Annotated in this window: 21 protein-coding genes; all 21 read right to left on the reverse strand. The window is 40.6% G+C overall.

Annotation, left to right across the window (positions count from 1 at the left end; genetic code table 11):
* The 21 genes from ACN076_RS07815 to ACN076_RS07915 all read right to left on the reverse strand — a co-directional run bounded on the left by ACN076_RS07815 (position 1) and on the right by ACN076_RS07915 (position 14,549).
* Positions 1–351 carry a DUF6711 family protein gene (locus ACN076_RS07815; protein ID WP_061424988.1) on the reverse strand — a complete coding sequence of 117 codons (351 nt, stop codon included), beginning with the start codon at positions 349–351 and terminating at the stop codon, positions 1–3.
* 8 nt (positions 352–359) lie between these two features.
* Positions 360–3,920, reverse strand: a complete 3,561-nt coding sequence (locus tag ACN076_RS07820; RefSeq protein WP_420789784.1) for a phage tail protein — start codon at positions 3,918–3,920, stop codon at positions 360–362.
* Complete coding sequence (locus ACN076_RS07825) at positions 3,907–4,257, reverse strand: hypothetical protein (RefSeq protein ID WP_420789785.1); 351 nt, start codon at positions 4,255–4,257, stop codon at positions 3,907–3,909. The genes ACN076_RS07820 and ACN076_RS07825 overlap by 14 nt, the downstream gene beginning before the upstream one ends.
* A gap of 38 nt (positions 4,258–4,295) precedes the next feature.
* Positions 4,296–4,676: a DUF6096 family protein gene (locus ACN076_RS07830; RefSeq protein ID WP_420789786.1), complete on the reverse strand. Its 381-nt coding sequence runs from the start codon at positions 4,674–4,676 to the stop codon at positions 4,296–4,298.
* 4 nt (positions 4,677–4,680) lie between these two features.
* Complete coding sequence (locus tag ACN076_RS07835) at positions 4,681–5,094, reverse strand: phage tail tube protein (RefSeq protein WP_153192975.1); 414 nt, start codon at positions 5,092–5,094, stop codon at positions 4,681–4,683.
* Positions 5,095–5,096: 2 nt separating this feature from the next.
* On the reverse strand, positions 5,097–5,465 hold the full coding sequence (locus tag ACN076_RS07840; protein ID WP_420789787.1) for a hypothetical protein: 369 nt from the start codon (positions 5,463–5,465) through the stop codon (positions 5,097–5,099).
* Positions 5,462–5,974, reverse strand: coding sequence for an HK97 gp10 family phage protein (locus tag ACN076_RS07845; RefSeq protein WP_420789788.1), 513 nt, complete (start codon positions 5,972–5,974; stop codon positions 5,462–5,464). Before ACN076_RS07845 ends, ACN076_RS07840 begins: the two co-directional genes overlap by 4 nt.
* The gene (locus ACN076_RS07850) at positions 5,949–6,287 is read right to left on the reverse strand and encodes a hypothetical protein (RefSeq protein WP_061654281.1); all 339 of its coding nucleotides are present in this window, start codon (positions 6,285–6,287) and stop codon (positions 5,949–5,951) included. Before ACN076_RS07850 ends, ACN076_RS07845 begins: the two co-directional genes overlap by 26 nt.
* Positions 6,268–6,579 (reverse strand): phage head-tail adapter protein, encoded by a 312-nt coding sequence (locus ACN076_RS07855; RefSeq protein ID WP_050107699.1) that lies wholly within the window; start codon positions 6,577–6,579, stop codon positions 6,268–6,270. The genes ACN076_RS07850 and ACN076_RS07855 overlap by 20 nt, the downstream gene beginning before the upstream one ends.
* Before the next feature lies 1 nt (position 6,580).
* Positions 6,581–6,769, reverse strand: coding sequence for a hypothetical protein (locus tag ACN076_RS07860; protein ID WP_420789789.1), 189 nt, complete (start codon positions 6,767–6,769; stop codon positions 6,581–6,583).
* Positions 6,759–6,941, reverse strand: a complete 183-nt coding sequence (locus ACN076_RS07865; RefSeq protein ID WP_420789790.1) for a Rho termination factor N-terminal domain-containing protein — start codon at positions 6,939–6,941, stop codon at positions 6,759–6,761. Before ACN076_RS07865 ends, ACN076_RS07860 begins: the two co-directional genes overlap by 11 nt.
* 11 nt (positions 6,942–6,952) lie before the next feature.
* On the reverse strand, positions 6,953–7,795 hold the full coding sequence (locus tag ACN076_RS07870; protein ID WP_420789791.1) for a N4-gp56 family major capsid protein: 843 nt from the start codon (positions 7,793–7,795) through the stop codon (positions 6,953–6,955).
* Between the two features lie 5 nt (positions 7,796–7,800).
* Positions 7,801–8,370: a DUF4355 domain-containing protein gene (locus tag ACN076_RS07875; protein WP_001001558.1), complete on the reverse strand. Its 570-nt coding sequence runs from the start codon at positions 8,368–8,370 to the stop codon at positions 7,801–7,803.
* A 146-nt stretch (positions 8,371–8,516) separates the two neighbouring features.
* Positions 8,517–8,729, reverse strand: a complete 213-nt coding sequence (locus tag ACN076_RS07880) for a crAss001_48 related protein (protein ID WP_164226345.1) — start codon at positions 8,727–8,729, stop codon at positions 8,517–8,519.
* A 16-nt stretch (positions 8,730–8,745) separates the two neighbouring features.
* Positions 8,746–8,913 carry a hypothetical protein gene (locus ACN076_RS07885; RefSeq protein WP_261084586.1) on the reverse strand — a complete coding sequence of 56 codons (168 nt, stop codon included), beginning with the start codon at positions 8,911–8,913 and terminating at the stop codon, positions 8,746–8,748.
* A gap of 139 nt (positions 8,914–9,052) precedes the next feature.
* Positions 9,053–9,340 carry a hypothetical protein gene (locus tag ACN076_RS07890; RefSeq protein ID WP_261084591.1) on the reverse strand — a complete coding sequence of 96 codons (288 nt, stop codon included), beginning with the start codon at positions 9,338–9,340 and terminating at the stop codon, positions 9,053–9,055.
* A gap of 50 nt (positions 9,341–9,390) precedes the next feature.
* Positions 9,391–9,660, reverse strand: coding sequence for a hypothetical protein (locus ACN076_RS07895; protein WP_261084600.1), 270 nt, complete (start codon positions 9,658–9,660; stop codon positions 9,391–9,393).
* Complete coding sequence (locus ACN076_RS07900) at positions 9,653–11,443, reverse strand: minor capsid protein (protein ID WP_420789792.1); 1,791 nt, start codon at positions 11,441–11,443, stop codon at positions 9,653–9,655. The genes ACN076_RS07895 and ACN076_RS07900 overlap by 8 nt, the downstream gene beginning before the upstream one ends.
* Positions 11,352–12,821, reverse strand: coding sequence for a phage portal protein (locus ACN076_RS07905; RefSeq protein ID WP_420789793.1), 1,470 nt, complete (start codon positions 12,819–12,821; stop codon positions 11,352–11,354). Before ACN076_RS07905 ends, ACN076_RS07900 begins: the two co-directional genes overlap by 92 nt.
* Positions 12,822–12,832: 11 nt before the next feature.
* A complete protein-coding gene (locus ACN076_RS07910; RefSeq protein WP_420789794.1) occupies positions 12,833–14,131 on the reverse strand; it encodes a PBSX family phage terminase large subunit in 1,299 nt (432 codons plus the stop codon).
* Positions 14,109–14,549 carry a terminase small subunit gene (locus tag ACN076_RS07915; RefSeq protein WP_420789795.1) on the reverse strand — a complete coding sequence of 147 codons (441 nt, stop codon included), beginning with the start codon at positions 14,547–14,549 and terminating at the stop codon, positions 14,109–14,111. Before ACN076_RS07915 ends, ACN076_RS07910 begins: the two co-directional genes overlap by 23 nt.
* Positions 14,550–15,661: the final 1,112 nt, after the last annotated feature.

A 15,661-nucleotide genomic window follows, 5' to 3' on the forward strand; every position in this document is an offset into this window, starting at 1 on the left:
TTACCTCTCTACCAGATTAAATTTAGCACCAGACCAAGGCTTAAACTTCTCAGTGAAGGTATAGCTTGGAGCTGTCCTGTCGCCAACATAGAAAGTCCCAGTAGTCTGACCTTTAACAGGATCAGGGTATGAAACCTCAAAAAAGACTGCTGACACGGCATTTAAAAGCTGACTCATTTCTTCTTGAGTCAGCATGCCCCATTCACAGTCTAGTTTGCGTTTGGTCGTGATACGGTCACGCACCATGTCTCCATTGGCGTTACGCCCTGTTTCTCCATCGATATCTTGAATACCGACCTGAAAAGATTTGGGAGGCTTCACAGCCACCCCATTGATTGTCAATTGTGCCATTTAACCTCCTAAATCTTGAGCAAGGTTTGACCTGCTCTTTCGTGTTCCTTGTTAATTTCTTGGATAGCCACCCGTCCGAACTCGTGACCTGCGATTTGGATAACAATATCACCAGCTGGCAATGAATAGCCCGCAGGGGCATTGTTAACAGGCATTCTTTCAGCTACTTTCTGAGCCAAAGTAGAAATCCAACCTGTATTCTGTTCAAGGGGCATTACCGCTTCTTGACCAGCTTCTCCGACCCCGATAATACTAGGCGAGTTGAATACACCACCTCGTGCATACCAATCTACAGAGAATGATGGAATTCTAGGAGGATTCAAGCTAAAGCTACCTGATATATTAAAGTGAGGAAGTTTGATTCTCGGTAAACTCCAATCAAAATTAAAGAAGCTTCTCAGTTTATCGATACCACTTTTAACGATGTTTTTGGCATTATCCATTGCATCATTAAACAGATTCTTAAACCAGTTGGGGATTTCTTTCAAGGCATCTTGCATGTCTTTCCATCTATCGCCAAACCATGAACCGATTTTTTGGAAAGGATTCTGAGTTTTCTCTTTTGCACTCTCAAATTTCTCGCCAAACCATGTATCAGCTTCTTTTACTCCATCTTTGATATCATTCCAACGGTCACCGAACCAAGAGCCAACTTTTTCAAAAGCTGAGTTCACTTTATCCCTACCAGATTGGAACTTATCGCCAAGCCAAGTATTTGCTTCGGCAAGCGCGTCTTTAGATTCGTTCCAACGGTCACCGAACCATGAACCCAACTTGCTAAATGTATTGCTTATTGCATCCCAGCCTTGCTTGAATTTATCACCTAACCAAGTATTTGCATCTGAAAGGGCATTGGTAACATCAGTCCATTTTTCTCCAAACCAAGAGCCTAAGTTTCCAAATATATTTCCAATAGCGTCCCAGCCCTCTTGAAATTTTTCTCCCAGCCATGAGCCAATCTCTGCTAACGCATTTGTCACATCCGCCCATCTATCACCAAACCATGAACCTAGATTACTGAAGATGTTAACGATAGCGTCCCATGCACCCTGGAACTTTTCTCCAAACCAAGACCCGATACCAGAAAAGATAGCTACAATTGCGTCCCAAATGCTTTTGAATATTGCGACAACAACGTCCCAAAGAAGTTTCAATACACCAGATACAAGATCAATAATGCCACTAAAGACGCTAACTACTATATCTTTTAATCCGCCAAATATACTCAAAAATCCTTCTTTGATTTTTTCGCCATCTCCAGTTAAAAGTCCTGTAAGTACATCAAATACCCCTTTGATGATATCAGCAATACCACCAATCACATCAGAGATAGTGTTAAATAAAACACGCCAAACTTCTCCTATGTATTCAATTGCAGGGGCTAGCACAACCGTTAACTTTTCTACAATAAAGGAAATGACTGGGCCGAAAACTTCATTTATCGCTTTAGAAAAGTCGGCAAAACTTCCAATCATGCCACCTATTTTTTCTAAAGCTGGTTCAATATGGTTTTTGATTGTATCGGCGAAACCGTGTCCTATCTTTTCAAGAACAGGTTGAATATTATCATTCCACCCATTAACAAAAGCACCAACTACATCTGACATCAAGGCAGAACTTGATTCAAACAAAGGTTTTATATGCTCATCATATACTTGATTAACACTTTCAAAAAGCTTCTTCATAGAGCTTGATAAAGCTTGAGCAATAGGCTCTACAGCTTTAAAAAGACCCGTAAACATTTCTGTTATGCCAGCCTGATTTTCGGTGATAGTCTCTTCAATAGCACCGATAATATCTCTTGTGTATTTAGCGGTGACTTCTTGCACGCCCATAAAAGCGTATGTAAAGGCGCTGATTAACCCTGCGCCCATATTTGTAGCAGGTTCACTTGTAATTGAATCATAGAAGATTTGTCCGATACTCTGGGCAATATTTCCGACGCTTTCAACGATTTCCCCACCGATATCAAACATACGGATTAACCATGCTTTGATATCTAATTTTGTCTCATTAAGTGATTTATTCAGACTTTCAGCGATAAAGACGGCGATACCCATGATTACGTTAGCGATAGCGCCTGTTGTTTGTCCTAAAGCAAAAGCTAGCTTTTCCCCGAACCTTGCGGCCGCTTGTAATACCGTTCCGTCTTCAAAGATGTCTTTAATGGATTGCCAAATGCCTTTCAGTGCATTTTTAAGCCTATCTAGGCTATCCCATCTAAAGGATAGAGCAAAACCTTTTCCGAATAGGTCTGCAAGCTTTTTAAAGTAGTCAAATAACCCTTTTAGCTTGTCTCCTAGCCCATCAAAAATGCTCTTGAATTGGTTATCCATATCGGTTAAGGCAACTTCTGGCAAGATGTCTTTGAAAGGTCCGCCACCGCCTCCCTTTCCTTTACCACCTTTACCTCCGCCACCGCCTCCAGAACCGCCTGCGTCGTCATCTTTTGGTTTTTGCAAGATATTAATCTCATCAAATCCCAAAAGACCTAGCAATTCTTTAGCAGCTTTCTTAGCGTTTTTGGCTGAGTCTCCAAGATTGTCAGCAAGTCCTCCTGCTGAATCTCCAGCGTCATCTACTGCATCAGCAAGGTCTCCTGCTCCTCCTGCAGCATCTTTCATGGCATTACCCATGTCTCCAACTGCTCCACCAACACCATCTTTCACTGTTGCTTTCTTGTTGAACATTAAAGCGATAAACTCAGCGAGTTTAGCAGTCACGTTCTTCAAAACCATAGCAAAAGAGTTCAAGACAGGCATGATCGCATTGATAATCGGTAACATAGCATTACCCAGATTCAATGCACTATCTTTCATCAGCGACTTAAACAGGCTGATACTGCCGTTGACTGAGTTGGATAAGGTATCTCCATACTTGGCTGTAGCTTGCTCTAGGATAGCCATTAGGCGGATTTGTTGCTGGGTTTGATAGTCCAACTGTTGCCAGCTCTGTCCGTTTGCGAACTTCTTAAAGGCTTCAGTGGATTCAATCATAGCCACATTGACGTTGATTCCTAAGTCTTCAATTGCTTCGGTGTTACCTAGTAAACCAGAGCGAATACGCTCCATAACGTCTGTAATGCTACGCCCTGATCCTTCAGCAACAACTGCCGATGTCTGCAACATCTTAGCGGTATAAGCACTTAGCTTGTTGGTGTCTTTGATAAATCCAGAAAATAGGTTTGAGTAGACTGCACCGTAGTTAGTAGCCTCACCCACCCCCATATTCATAGCATTGGCGTTATCGTTAACCCATTTTAAGAAAGATTGCGAACTCTCGCCCATCTGTCGCTTGATTTGGTTCATAGACGCTGATACTTCAAGAGCCGTCTGCGCTGAATACATTCCAACATCAAGCATTTTCTTACCAAGGATTGCAAAGCCAGCGAACTTAGCTAGTTTGCCAAACGCACTACCGATGGAGTTCGACTGTTCACGAACTTTGGCAGTGGCATTCTTCACTTGGTCAGATGTTCCTTTTACCTGATTCTCGACTTCTTTCATCTTCTTCCTGAAAGGTGCTATCTCAGCGTCAATCATGACCTTCAATTCATCAAGAGTTGCCACTCACTTCCTCCTTTCTTTTGCGATTGTGTCTTTCTGCAAAATCACGCATCCGTTCCTTGTGCAACAAAAGCGCTTGTCTCTGTCGTTCCTGTTCTACCGCTTGTTGTTCTTCTACAAACAACTCAGGCGCATACTCCCAGAACTCAAAGACCTTGGCATCTTTGGATAACAATAAGGAAACGTGGTTGGATATCATCTGCGAAAGTCTGTAAGAGTCAATAATCTTTTCTTTACGCTCTTGGATTTTGACACGGTTGTAGCTTTCAATCATTTCTCTGATTTCAAGTACCGTTAAATCCCAAAAATCAAGAGGCTTACCCCCGATGTCCAAAAACATAGGATAAAGCCTCTCAATAATCTGCGTTACCGTTAAAATTACTCGACTACTGTCATTTTCTTCTTGGAAGTTTTCTTGTCCTTGCTTCCTCGTGGAGTAAAACCCGATACTTCAAATAGTGGCATTAAAACCTCTGTCATGAAGGTTGTTTGGTCTCCACCGTTATCGACATATTCATCGTATAGATCATAGACATCCTTAAGGGAATACCCATGTTCATACTGCTGCAAGGCTCCGTGAACTAACAACAACATAACTTTCAAAGGCGGTAAAGTGAACTCTTCGCCAGCTTCAGGCATGAAAATATTCAGCAAGTTCATGCCGATTTTTTCTTCCACAGTTGCAGCTTGATGAGATGTCAAACGTAGCTTCAACTCTTTTTCGTCAGTAACTTTCCAAGTTGTGTATTTTAACGCCATTTAATTAACCTCCTAAACCATCTGTAAATTCCAAATCTGACTGCAAGGCAATCTTAAGTGTGAACTCGATAACGGCATTGACACCGCCTCCGCCAAGTTTTACAGATACTTGACCTTCAAAACGAACTTTAGTACCGTCTGGGTAAGCTTGTTCAAAGAAGAGTTTTTTCTTATTGTCTGCCGCTTTACGTAATACACGATAAGGCGCAGTTTCGCTATCGTTCTTGTAAGAGAATTTGTATTCCAATTCCCCTGCGTCCCCGATACCAAACTCATACATTTTTACTTTATCTTCAAGAGTAGTGTTCTCTACTTTTTCAGGTTCAATACCAAACTCTGGTACTTCTTTCAATCCAACAAGTTTGGTATAAGTTCCTTTAGCTTCGCCATAAGATAGCGTAATTCCATTTGCTAACATGTTTAATTCTCCATTCTAAATTGAAAAACAAGCTCTGAGTGTAAGTCAACGACACCTTCAAAACGCATGACCTTATGTCTCAAATGCGACGGGTCTGGCACGTCTTGGCAGTCGGTTCTTCGTAAACCTAAAGACTCAAAAATCTGATTGATTTTAACAGCTAACTCACTAGTGCTGGTATCATCAAAGATATCTACCTTGTAGCGGATAGATGATTTTTGTTCCTTGTCATCAAACCAATCACCGGGCTTGTTTTGTTCTTCCAAAAAAATAACGACTGGGAAATTCTCCCAATCGCTAGGATAAGTATCAGTCACATTATCTGCGACCTTTTGCAATTCTTTATAAATAACAGGCTTGATATTGATCATTTTATTTGTTCTCTTATCTTTCTACGGACATAATTCGAAATATTCTTAGACACACGCTCTTGATTGTCTCTCAAAGCTGGATAAAGATAAGGCTGGGCAGGTTGACCATACATCTTGTAGAACTCCCCAATCTTTTGAAAGTGGTAAGGTCCTATATCTATCTGGTCTTCATGCACATACCACGGGCTGGACCGATAAGACACGCTGACCTCTGGCGATATACCCGAATGGCTAGCTTGTCCTTTTGGCCCCGTTCCAAACTCAACATAAGGAGCATAGTGTAGATTTGTGTAAACCTCGCCTATAGCCTTATCTCCGTCCATTTTAACCCTAGTCTTGATACTATTTCTAAGCTCCCCATTGTTGCCTGGTGCCAGTCTTTTAGCATCAGCTTGGACAATGGTTTTGGCTGCATGATGAACCGCCTTTGAAACAATATCTCGTTGCGCAACATCCGACAGCTTCCTGAACTTAGCTATAAGCCTATCTGCCCCTAGTAGCTCTGACACGCTCTAACTCCAAAACTTGATGATGTGTGTATACCTTTTTAGAAATAACCCTGTGAGTCACTTCCGTCGGGCTATCGATACACACACCATCTTTCACTTTGATAGTAGCTGACTTGTTGGCATTTGCGTTCAAAATATCGTTGACACGCTCTCCATACAATTCAGATTGTAGTTTACTACTAGCTGGCCACAATTCAAGACGGACTGTCTCGGCTTCCTTGGCATATCCTTCTTTTGCGACGCCTTCCTCTGTGACAGTTTTTTCAAACCGTCGCATTGGATAAGGTTTCAGTCTACTCTGCTTCAAAAACATGGCCTGCCACCCTTGCTAGTCTGTGCATGCGTATACGCTGTAGAAGACCCGTAGACAGGCCGTTTTCTCCGTAGACTACTGCTATGCCACCTTCGGTTCTAGAGTGCTCTCCTTCCGCTCCTGAGCGGTTGTGGAGCTCGATAGCAACCTCAGGTATTAAGAGGCTTAAAGCAGGTGTCAAAGATGTGCGATTAGTCTCTGACAAGATAAGATTTGTAGCCCTCGTTTGGAGCAACATGAGAGGCTGAGTATCTTCTTCGCCTGTTAATTTCTTCAGCAACTCTATAGACATATCAATCCTCTTCTAAAAACTCATGTTCAGGGAGGATTTCCTCAAGAACATCTGAGATAGCGACACCATTGCTGGCAAAATTGTCAGCCAGTTCAGCATAACGCTCCTCAGTAATTTCAAGTTCCTCCCCTGCCAGTCGTTTCACATTTGATTCCCAATCGTAGAAATCTTGTTTGATTTTAAATTTCACTTTTTAAATCCTCCAACACCTCTACAATTTCGGATTTTGATAACTTATAGGCGCCAGCTATGCCAGCTTCTTTGGCTAGATTCTTCAACTCTTCTAGAGTCTTATTCTCTAAATCAGAATACTGACTGGCCTGCTCCTCTTGGATATAATGACGTCGTAGCAATAAGCTCATATCGTCACCTCTTACTCACCGAATTTTACAACTCGTGTAGGGTCGTATAGGTAAACACCATAGTGTTCATCACCAGTGATGACTGTTGTCTTTTTAAGGATGTCACGGTCTGTTTCAATAGCCACATCACGTTTTAGCAAGATGACAAAAGCACCATATTTATTGGCATCATCTGTCTGAGTTTGACTAGGAGAGACTTTGACAATAAAGCCTTTACCTTCATCAACTTTTTTAGAGCGTACAATTTGTACACCGCCTGCTTCACCGAACGTTCCGGATACAACCATATCTGCGCCAAGCTCTGAACCTTTAGTCCATTCTTTTGCTACGTCAGTTTTTAGCTTAATAGCATCTTTAGGGTTGATGATAGCAACATATCGCGCATCTTCTTCGTCCTCAAAAATCTCAAGAGCTTTATCAATAGTCGCTAGAGTTGTTGGAGCCTCTGCAACGTGCTGTGTTGCAGTCTTAGCTACTGCGACCAAATCATTATCAATCTTGTTAGCGATAGCCAAACCAAGCTGATAAGTAGCTTGACCTAGTGGGTCGCCAAGACCTGACAAAAGGGCTTCATCGGTAATTTCATAACCTTTAGCAGCCTTTTTGATTGTCATAGTAGTCTTTTTAGTAGTCAATTGGTCTGGAGAAATAGCTTGACCTTCTCCAACCTCAGTCGCATCTCCTGCATACTCCCATGCTGGAACTGTTAGAGTGTTACCTGGTTGGCCTTGGAGTGCTGTTTCCACATAAGCAAGTGGAGTGAATTTAATCAATTTAGGTAGTTTAGCGGAAACCATGTCCGCCATTACTTCTGGGTTAACCATAGTGGCTAATTTAGTTTGTCCTGCTGTCATTTATTTTAACCTTTCAATTTCTTATAGAGTTCTGGGTTCTTTTGATAGAGTTCATTTCGACTCTGATAACCCATACGAGCAAATTCTTCTTTTGTGATACCGTCGCTATCGACTGGCGCTTGTTTCATCGGAGCTCCACCTTTTAACTTTTCTTGTACGCCTTTTTGCACGGCTTGCTCCCATGATTTCTGCAATACTGCGACAGACTGCGACACAGTCTCTGCGCTTGTCAAATCAACCACATTCACTAACTCAACAGGTAAGTCACGTTCACTTAGCATCGCTTTAGCTTCTGCGGTCAATTCTTTACGAGCAATAGCCTTTTCACGGTCAGCCAATTCTTGCTCACGCTGATCCAACTGATATTTCTGTTTCTCGTCAGCGTTCATCTTAGCAAGCTTCTTAGCTTCGTTTTCCTTGGCTTCTTGCTCTGATTTCCACTTGGCAAACTTCTTATCGATGATAGCGTCGACGTCTGCGTCCGTGTACTTCTTCTCGTCTTGCGGTTGTTGTGCAGGTTCTGCAGGTACCTTTTGTTCTTCAACCGTTTCGACTGTTTGTGTTTCTTCGTTCATTGCGAACCTCCTATTTTTAAAGTCGTCCCCGACTGTATAATTCCATAGCTTTTAATGTCTTCAATGCTTGGACAATTTAAAAACCGTACGGGATTCCATACGGTTAGAGCATAAGAAAACCGCCTCGATTTCGACGCGGTTAATTTTTATAGTTTAATTTCTTCAATTTTTGCACGCTGTTCTAGAGTTGAAAGATAATCCCACATAACCGAACGTTGTCTCTTTAACAAATCAATCGGACATTTAGGTTCAAACTCAAGTTGCCCTTTTTCGTATTTCCCAATCATCATGTCTAACTTCTGAAATCGTTCTCTCAATTCGTAGTATTCTTTTTTAAAGCGTTCTTTCCAATCTTCCATTTTTAGTTCCTTTCTTTTACGTTTCTATAAGGATAACTTCGCAAGCTACCACTGAAATTCTTTTTACAACCAATTCACAATCCAAAAAATCGCATGGATAACCTCCACCCAAATCCTTGTTATTGTGGCAAACTGAAATGTTTTGTTGTTCATCTATCACTTCACAAAGTTCTTTAACTTTCATTTTTTCAATTCTTTCTTTACACTTTCAATTATTCCGCTGATTACGGCCAGAATAATAAAGATTAACAACAAAAATACCAACCACCCAAAAGCGATTGATACCCATTCCCAAATGAACATGTTTTACTCCTTTCTGAGCCTCATTTTTGAGGCTTAGCATTCTTTTTCACCCATTTTTTGAAATCATCAAACGTATTCATGTTTTTAAGAGACAAATACTTTTCAACTTCTTCAATAGCTTTATCGACCGATTTGTCGTCAAAACAATAGCCATTACCAGATAAATCAAAAATTTTATTTTGTTTCTTCTTATCAACAATCCATAACTCCTCACCATGCCAAGCACTCTGTGGATCATAACATTTCTTCGATTGTATCTCAAGTCCGTTATCTTCAATCAATTCTATCAATTTTTTGTACTTGTTCATTAAAATTCCCTTTCTGGGCACGAAAAAAGCACTTAGATTTCTCTAGGTGCTTAATAATATAATTGCAGTAAGGTATCAAAATCATCTTCGAAAACATTTTGACTATTTTGTTTTATTTGCTCAACGATTTTATCCTTTTTATCTCTGTCCAAAGGGAGTGCTTCAAACGCTTCTTCTTTTACTAAGAATTCACCATTTTCTCCCTGGAATTCTTTTGTAATTTTTCTAATATGAGTCTCAAAATCGATAGATTGAAGTTCTTCGTCATTGATGTTATCTTCAATCGCATCTAGCAACAAACTAATTGAAATTTTAATCATCTTTAAGCACCCCTAACTTACTGCGGTTATAAACAACTGTATACAACCCATCATTATGCATTGCTTTATAACCATCGTAACCATGCAGGACAGCAAAAACATCTGCATTAGAGTCATTTATTCCTATTTGACTCATCAAAAAATAGTAATATTCATATAATTCATTATCATCGTCTAAATTTTTCAACCAAGTATGCTTTTCTTTTTTATAAAGTTCGTCAGTTAAAAATTTAAAATCGGAATGGTCGTAAAAAGCTTTTATTAGTAGTGGATTTGGTCCTTTATTAGCATATCTCTCAGCAACAAAACGACTTCCGAAATACAAACCACGCCCATGGGCAGATTTCACTCTACCGCTTAGGTCTAATTTCCCGTTTCTGAAATTATCCTTTAAGGTTTTTGATTTTATTTCTCCAGATTCACTATCACTTACACCACGATATATGGTCTCTAATCCAACAATATTATTAAGAATATTCGGTTTTCTATCATAGCCAACTCGTTTATATAAAAATCTTATAAATTTAGACTTCTCATCATCATACGGTTTTGAACGATCTGTCAATTTTTTATTTGCAGCTAATTCTAAAATATTTTTACCAGTTTCTCTTTCATACTCTTCTGAAACTGTCTTCAATCTTTTAGAGATATTTAATATTCTTTCTTTGTCACCTATATTATCCTCTGTCAACGGGTAAAAGTCAAATGTTTTTATACCATTTTTTGATTCCTTAACAACGTCCACACCATCCACATACTTGCTATACCACTCTTTATAAGTCATATCGGCAGGTACTAGCTCGGTCTTACCTGTAACTGGATTCCTTGCTCTGCGCTTGAGCTTGCTATAGTTTGCGTCCTCATCGTATCCGACAGTAGTAGACCTACACCAAGGGTGCATAGGCGGACAATTGACACCAGGGACAGCCTTATCCCTATCATAGATCTTATTATCGTGCTCTTGGCAGATATGTGATGTACGCTTGTCTAAGACGGCCACAAAGATATACTTCTCTATGTCTGCTTCTTCATAGCTGAGTAGTTCCATTTGGTTATGAAAAAAGGCTGATTCTGTCCGAACCAAACGCCTTGCATCATTCTGACCTACATTGAACCGTTCAGCAATTGCTTGTGCAGTTTCTCGTGTATCTCTGCCTGTCATGAGACTCATGAGGAGTTCATCTTTTATGCTTGAAGTGAGCTTTCCTGTATTCTTCCAGATGTCTGTTGAGTACGTACTTCCGTCACCTACCCAACTAAAAGACTGTAGATGTTTAATCTCGCTCTCAGGAAGCCCAGAAAAGCCATATGCTAGTCCTGTCTGCTGTTGTAGGTCAAAGGTAGCCTTGTAGTAGCTATCCTTCATCAGATCGCTATAAAAGGCATCTGAGCCTGTCTTCTCTGAATGATAGATAGATTCACGCATACGGTCTAAATCGTCGCTCAAACGCTCTAAGCGCTTCATACGGAAAGAATAAGCTGGACTGTCTAAGTCAGCCAGTAGTCTTTGGATGTTCGGGTCATTCGGTCTTGCTTCAAGCACCTTACGAAGTTCATTCAAGTTTTTCTTGTCTTTCATGTTCTTCAAGACTTGTCTAGCATCTACCTGACTTAAACCATAATCACGTTGGAACTTATCAAAAATCTTATTGATTTCCTTATCCAAGTAAGTCTTAGCTTCCTGATAGACCTTATCGAACTGGTCTGCCTGCTTTTCGGCCTTGTCCATCTGCTGGTAAATCAGATTGGCTTTCCTCTTCGCCCAATACTCCTGATTCTTCATCCTCTACCTCGTCTTCGGGTTTCGTGTTGTCTTTGTTGAACATCGGCATGTCTTCCATGTTCTTCTTTTTTTCTTCTTCCAAGGCTTCCAGTTCAGCGTCAGGGTCTTCTACAAATGGCAAGAGAGAAATAAGCTGTCTATTGGTCACTTTACCTTCCAAGTTGTTCACAATCTGAGAGATTTCCAACAAGTTCTTAGGCAAACCACGGCTGAATTGTGGAACGATTGAATGAGACTCTAGAGCAATCTGCTTCATGCCCAAGTAATGAGCAAAAATAGCAATACGCTGTCTTAAACCTCGCTTGTAGTTCGCTTCCTTGGTCTTGGTAATCATCTCAAGGCCCATCAACTTGAATTCCATAGCTACACCTGACGTATTGCCTGCGAAGTTCTCATCAGTCAGATTAGGCACATGACTGAATGTGTAGATATCCTCTTTAAGAGCTGTGCGCAAGATTTCAGTAGCACTTTCGTCCAGCGTATTCTTCAAGAACTCAGCTCTTGCACTATCGCCCGGCAATTCCAAAAGACCTTCTTCAGAAAGAATCTTCATCGCTACCTTAGCATCTTCTGGTGTGTCTGCTAACTGTGTACCATATAAGACAAGGATAGACTCTACTGCCTGCTCCTTGTCATTGACACGATTACCCATCAAGGAATTATATGCATCAATCAAGCTGATTTGTTGCTCGTAGTCGCCAATGGCAAAGTGATTATTGCGATATTCGATAATTGGGATTTGACCAAGGTTGTGGGCTTCTACTTGCTCATTCTGAGTTGTTCCTGCATCTGTACTTCTCAGCACCATGTGATAATGCAGATTCTCAGTAAAGACCTCTGCCTGATACTTAGTAGTATCTTTCGTATCGTCCTTGACTTGATAGTAATAGACCGCAAACAAAGGCTTCCGCTCAATGCTATCATCGTAGACCATGAAAGTATTCTCTGGATCAATACTAGTTGAGTCCAACTCAGTCAATCCCTCTTTAGCATAGATGTACTCATAAGCACGACCATAGATAGCCATGTTCAAAGCATTCTGCGCATCTACTTGGTCAATCTCAGCGCCATCAAAGGCTGTAAGTAGTTCATCGATGTCACCTTCAGCAGTGTTATTGTACTTGATAGGATTGCCCATAAAATAGCCTGTAGCCGTGTCTGCGATATCCTTGGCATGATTGGCTACCGTCTTGTAATTCGGTGCGTTTACGTTGCGTCTCTTGTGATTTAAGATAGCATGCTCGCCCATGTAGTAGCTTTTAAGCTTCTTCAAATGCGAGCCTTCAGTGCTATGTTTCGTTATCAATTTGTAAATCAGGTCTTTCTTCAAAGAACCCTCATCATATCCATCTCTTGGATAAGTTAAATGTTCGTACATGTCTTTCCTCTCTATAGACCATAATCAGAACGTCTGCGGACGGTTGCTTTCCCACCTTCGATACATTGAAGGCTATATCGCAAAGCATCCATCAAGTGGTTGTTTTTATCCTCTGGTTTATTCAACCAATTACCTTCTTTGTCTTGTTGATAACAATAGCTATAAAATTCATCCATGATGTTTTTACAATTCGGATGCACATAAATAGCGTATCCTTGTAATTTGGACACGCCTGCCATGATACTATCCTTACCTTTCCGACTCTCTTTAATTCGAGTTATACCATGCTCTGACCTTAGTTCCTCAATCAGTCGCAATTCAGCACTATCGGCAATGATTTGTGAACGATGATAACCTTTGTCCTTTATCATCTTCGCAACTTCTTTGGTTATCAATCCGACTTTATATGCCTCATCAAAGACATAAATCTCTTTCGTCGTATCGTTTATCAATGAACAACACAAAGCAGTTGGGTCGTGAGTGAAACCAAAGTCAAGTCCGATACATAATTTATTAGCTGAATCTTGTAATAATTCATCTTTATTGAACTCCTTGACAGTCACGTTTTCATAGATTAAACCTTCAGCAACTCCCCATTCGCCATCACAAACGATTCTAGCCCGTCTTGGATTCGTATGATACAAATCCTCATAACGCTTGATATCGACTTCATCCAGCCACTCGTTGCATTTATAAGTAGTCGTAGTAGCGAATGTGTCAGCCCGTCTCGTCTCTTCGTCAAAAAAGACACGTTTGAGCCAGTGCCTCTCGTTCCACGGATTAAATGTGACTGTGATCTGTTTAAAGAAATCAGGTACGTCTAAGCTACCACGGATTGACTCGACTACTGTACTGAACTTGTCTTCAGTTTCGATTTGATACGCTTCCTCGAACCATGCCCAACAAAGAATACCAACGTCAACTGTAATAGATGTGATTTTTAGTTCATCATCCAAACCACGGAACAGAATCTTTTGCCCAGTCGCTTTTATAGTTATTTCGGGCAAAGACTCGTTAAATTTAAATAAATGAGTCACACCTAATACATTACACGCCCACTTAAAATCCGTATAGGTCGATTGCTTATTTGTATTCGAGTATCTACGAATAACAAGCAAGTTAGCCCAAGGATATTTCAAAAGACGGATAACATAATTCAAAGCGGTTGTCTTGGACTTCTTCGAACCACGGGACCCTTTGACTACACGATAAAGATTTCTTGAACGCCAGAACTGTCCGTACCCAACGCCTATTGTTTTTGGTAGGTCAACAACAATATCATTCTGTTTAATCTGGTATGTCTGACTCATTCGCAAACACCACCGTTCCAGAAACATCAGCCTCTACCTTGTCTGTCCAAAGCCTATGACGTTTTCCTAAGAGTTCGGCTGCCTTGATTCTATCCTTCGCTCCGACATCGATATCAATTACTTGTTGCCCTAGCTCTCCGATACTGCATAGAGTTTGCTCTTGCGTCTCTCCTCGCATTACTGAGGTTAGATAACTAAGGATTTCTTGCTGATCTGCAATTTTCTCAGAATCAAGCTGTTTCAGTCGCTCATCTATATAGCTTTTAATCTTAGGATTCTTTAGTAACTTATGCCCTTCAACGCCTGCCACTCTATCGCTAGAAACACTATAACCTGCTTTCTTATAAGCTTCCGTCGCATTACCTGAGATGATGTACTCATCTGCAAATCTCTTCTGTTTTATTCTCAATCCACTCAATTTTCCATCACCACCTTTTCAAAAAATCAAAAAAAGCCACACAATGTGTGACCTTTTCAAGACCTCTCACTGCGAATTAAAATCGCAATTGGAACGACAGGACTCGAACCTGTGACGTCTCAATTCCTAAACAGGACTTAATCCGTCTACCATATATCCATTAACCAGCATGAGACTACTGCTTTAAGCGAGTGACTTTTGATAACTTATAGTTTATTATCTTGTCCACAAATATTCCTACTTGTATCACTCATGCACGATTGGTTAGACCAATCACTCCTTACATCGCAAACTACTAAGCCATTTTTCAATTAACGAAGACCCCGCTAAAAGTCTAAGCTGCTTTACTCTTTGACTTTACTCTCATCCTTGCGAGACTTGAGTAGGCAATCTAATTGCCGAAGTACACTTTCATTTGTGACGGGCGATGACTTTTGCTTTTTTGAGTTTTTTCTATCTTGAATAGCTTTTAAAATATAAAAATCATCTTTCATCTATCACAGACACGCATCGCCATGTGTTTCGTTCTCTTTTGAAGAACAAAATGCACAGCGCCTGCTTGTTATCGATTGTTTTGCGAACAATCGACTCACCTTACATACTTTTGGGAGGCGCCCAATTTTTGTAAGATATGGTACTAAGCTCTTGTTGCACCTCGAACCAAACACCTCTTTCCTCTTATAGACTCGTTTCACAGCCAAACTGCCACGTTTGCATTTCCTCAGCACCTTGCCGTTGGAATCTCTCTGCTTTAACTTCGCCTACCTATTCCAAAACTGAAATAGTTAAGATTAAATTGCTTAGATTGACCATTTCTGGCAGGATGTTTGATAGATTTAAAAACATCCTTTTCCTGAGTTACCACAGATTATCTAGGCTAAGCCCTAAAAATGCAAGACGACTACTACCTTGCGTGTTAATTAGTAATCAATTTGAAAGTTTTCCTTTTTTTATTTTTTTGTAGTCTTTACAACCTCTAGCGGAATCAAACCGCCTAGCTTATAACTTACCTAGGATATAAGTAGCTACGCAATCATGCAAGGTCCAGTCGCTTCTGCCGACCTTCTAATAAGTTAATGAGTAACATGTGAATACTCGTCCGAAAACTTACC

The organism is Streptococcus sp. K0074, from assembly GCF_048843365.1.
GTDB classification, from domain to species: domain Bacteria; phylum Bacillota; class Bacilli; order Lactobacillales; family Streptococcaceae; genus Streptococcus; species Streptococcus mitis_BM.

Bases quoted from the DNA above. Each gene is read 5' to 3' on its own strand.
- ACN076_RS07815 (WP_061424988.1), bottom strand. From the start codon at position 351: ATGGCACAATTGACAATCAATGGGGTGGCTGTGAAGCCTCCCAAATCT.
- ACN076_RS07825 (WP_420789785.1), bottom strand. From the start codon at position 4,257: ATGTTTTTGGACATCGGGGGTAAGCCTCTTGATTTTTGGGATTTAACG.
- ACN076_RS07830 (WP_420789786.1), bottom strand. From the start codon at position 4,676: ATGGCGTTAAAATACACAACTTGGAAAGTTACTGACGAAAAAGAGTTG.
- ACN076_RS07835 (WP_153192975.1), bottom strand. From the start codon at position 5,094: ATGTTAGCAAATGGAATTACGCTATCTTATGGCGAAGCTAAAGGAACT.
- ACN076_RS07840 (WP_420789787.1), bottom strand. From the start codon at position 5,465: ATGATCAATATCAAGCCTGTTATTTATAAAGAATTGCAAAAGGTCGCA.
- ACN076_RS07850 (WP_061654281.1), bottom strand. From the start codon at position 6,287: ATGTTTTTGAAGCAGAGTAGACTGAAACCTTATCCAATGCGACGGTTT.
- ACN076_RS07855 (WP_050107699.1), bottom strand. From the start codon at position 6,579: ATGTCTATAGAGTTGCTGAAGAAATTAACAGGCGAAGAAGATACTCAG.
- ACN076_RS07865 (WP_420789790.1), bottom strand. From the start codon at position 6,941: ATGAGCTTATTGCTACGACGTCATTATATCCAAGAGGAGCAGGCCAGT.
- ACN076_RS07870 (WP_420789791.1), bottom strand. From the start codon at position 7,795: ATGACAGCAGGACAAACTAAATTAGCCACTATGGTTAACCCAGAAGTA.
- ACN076_RS07875 (WP_001001558.1), bottom strand. From the start codon at position 8,370: ATGAACGAAGAAACACAAACAGTCGAAACGGTTGAAGAACAAAAGGTA.
- ACN076_RS07880 (WP_164226345.1), bottom strand. From the start codon at position 8,729: ATGGAAGATTGGAAAGAACGCTTTAAAAAAGAATACTACGAATTGAGA.
- ACN076_RS07885 (WP_261084586.1), bottom strand. From the start codon at position 8,913: ATGAAAGTTAAAGAACTTTGTGAAGTGATAGATGAACAACAAAACATT.
- ACN076_RS07890 (WP_261084591.1), bottom strand. From the start codon at position 9,340: ATGAACAAGTACAAAAAATTGATAGAATTGATTGAAGATAACGGACTT.
- ACN076_RS07895 (WP_261084600.1), bottom strand. From the start codon at position 9,660: ATGATTAAAATTTCAATTAGTTTGTTGCTAGATGCGATTGAAGATAAC.
- ACN076_RS07900 (WP_420789792.1), bottom strand. From the start codon at position 11,443: ATGAAGAATCAGGAGTATTGGGCGAAGAGGAAAGCCAATCTGATTTAC.
- ACN076_RS07905 (WP_420789793.1), bottom strand. From the start codon at position 12,821: ATGTACGAACATTTAACTTATCCAAGAGATGGATATGATGAGGGTTCT.
- ACN076_RS07910 (WP_420789794.1), bottom strand. From the start codon at position 14,131: ATGAGTCAGACATACCAGATTAAACAGAATGATATTGTTGTTGACCTA.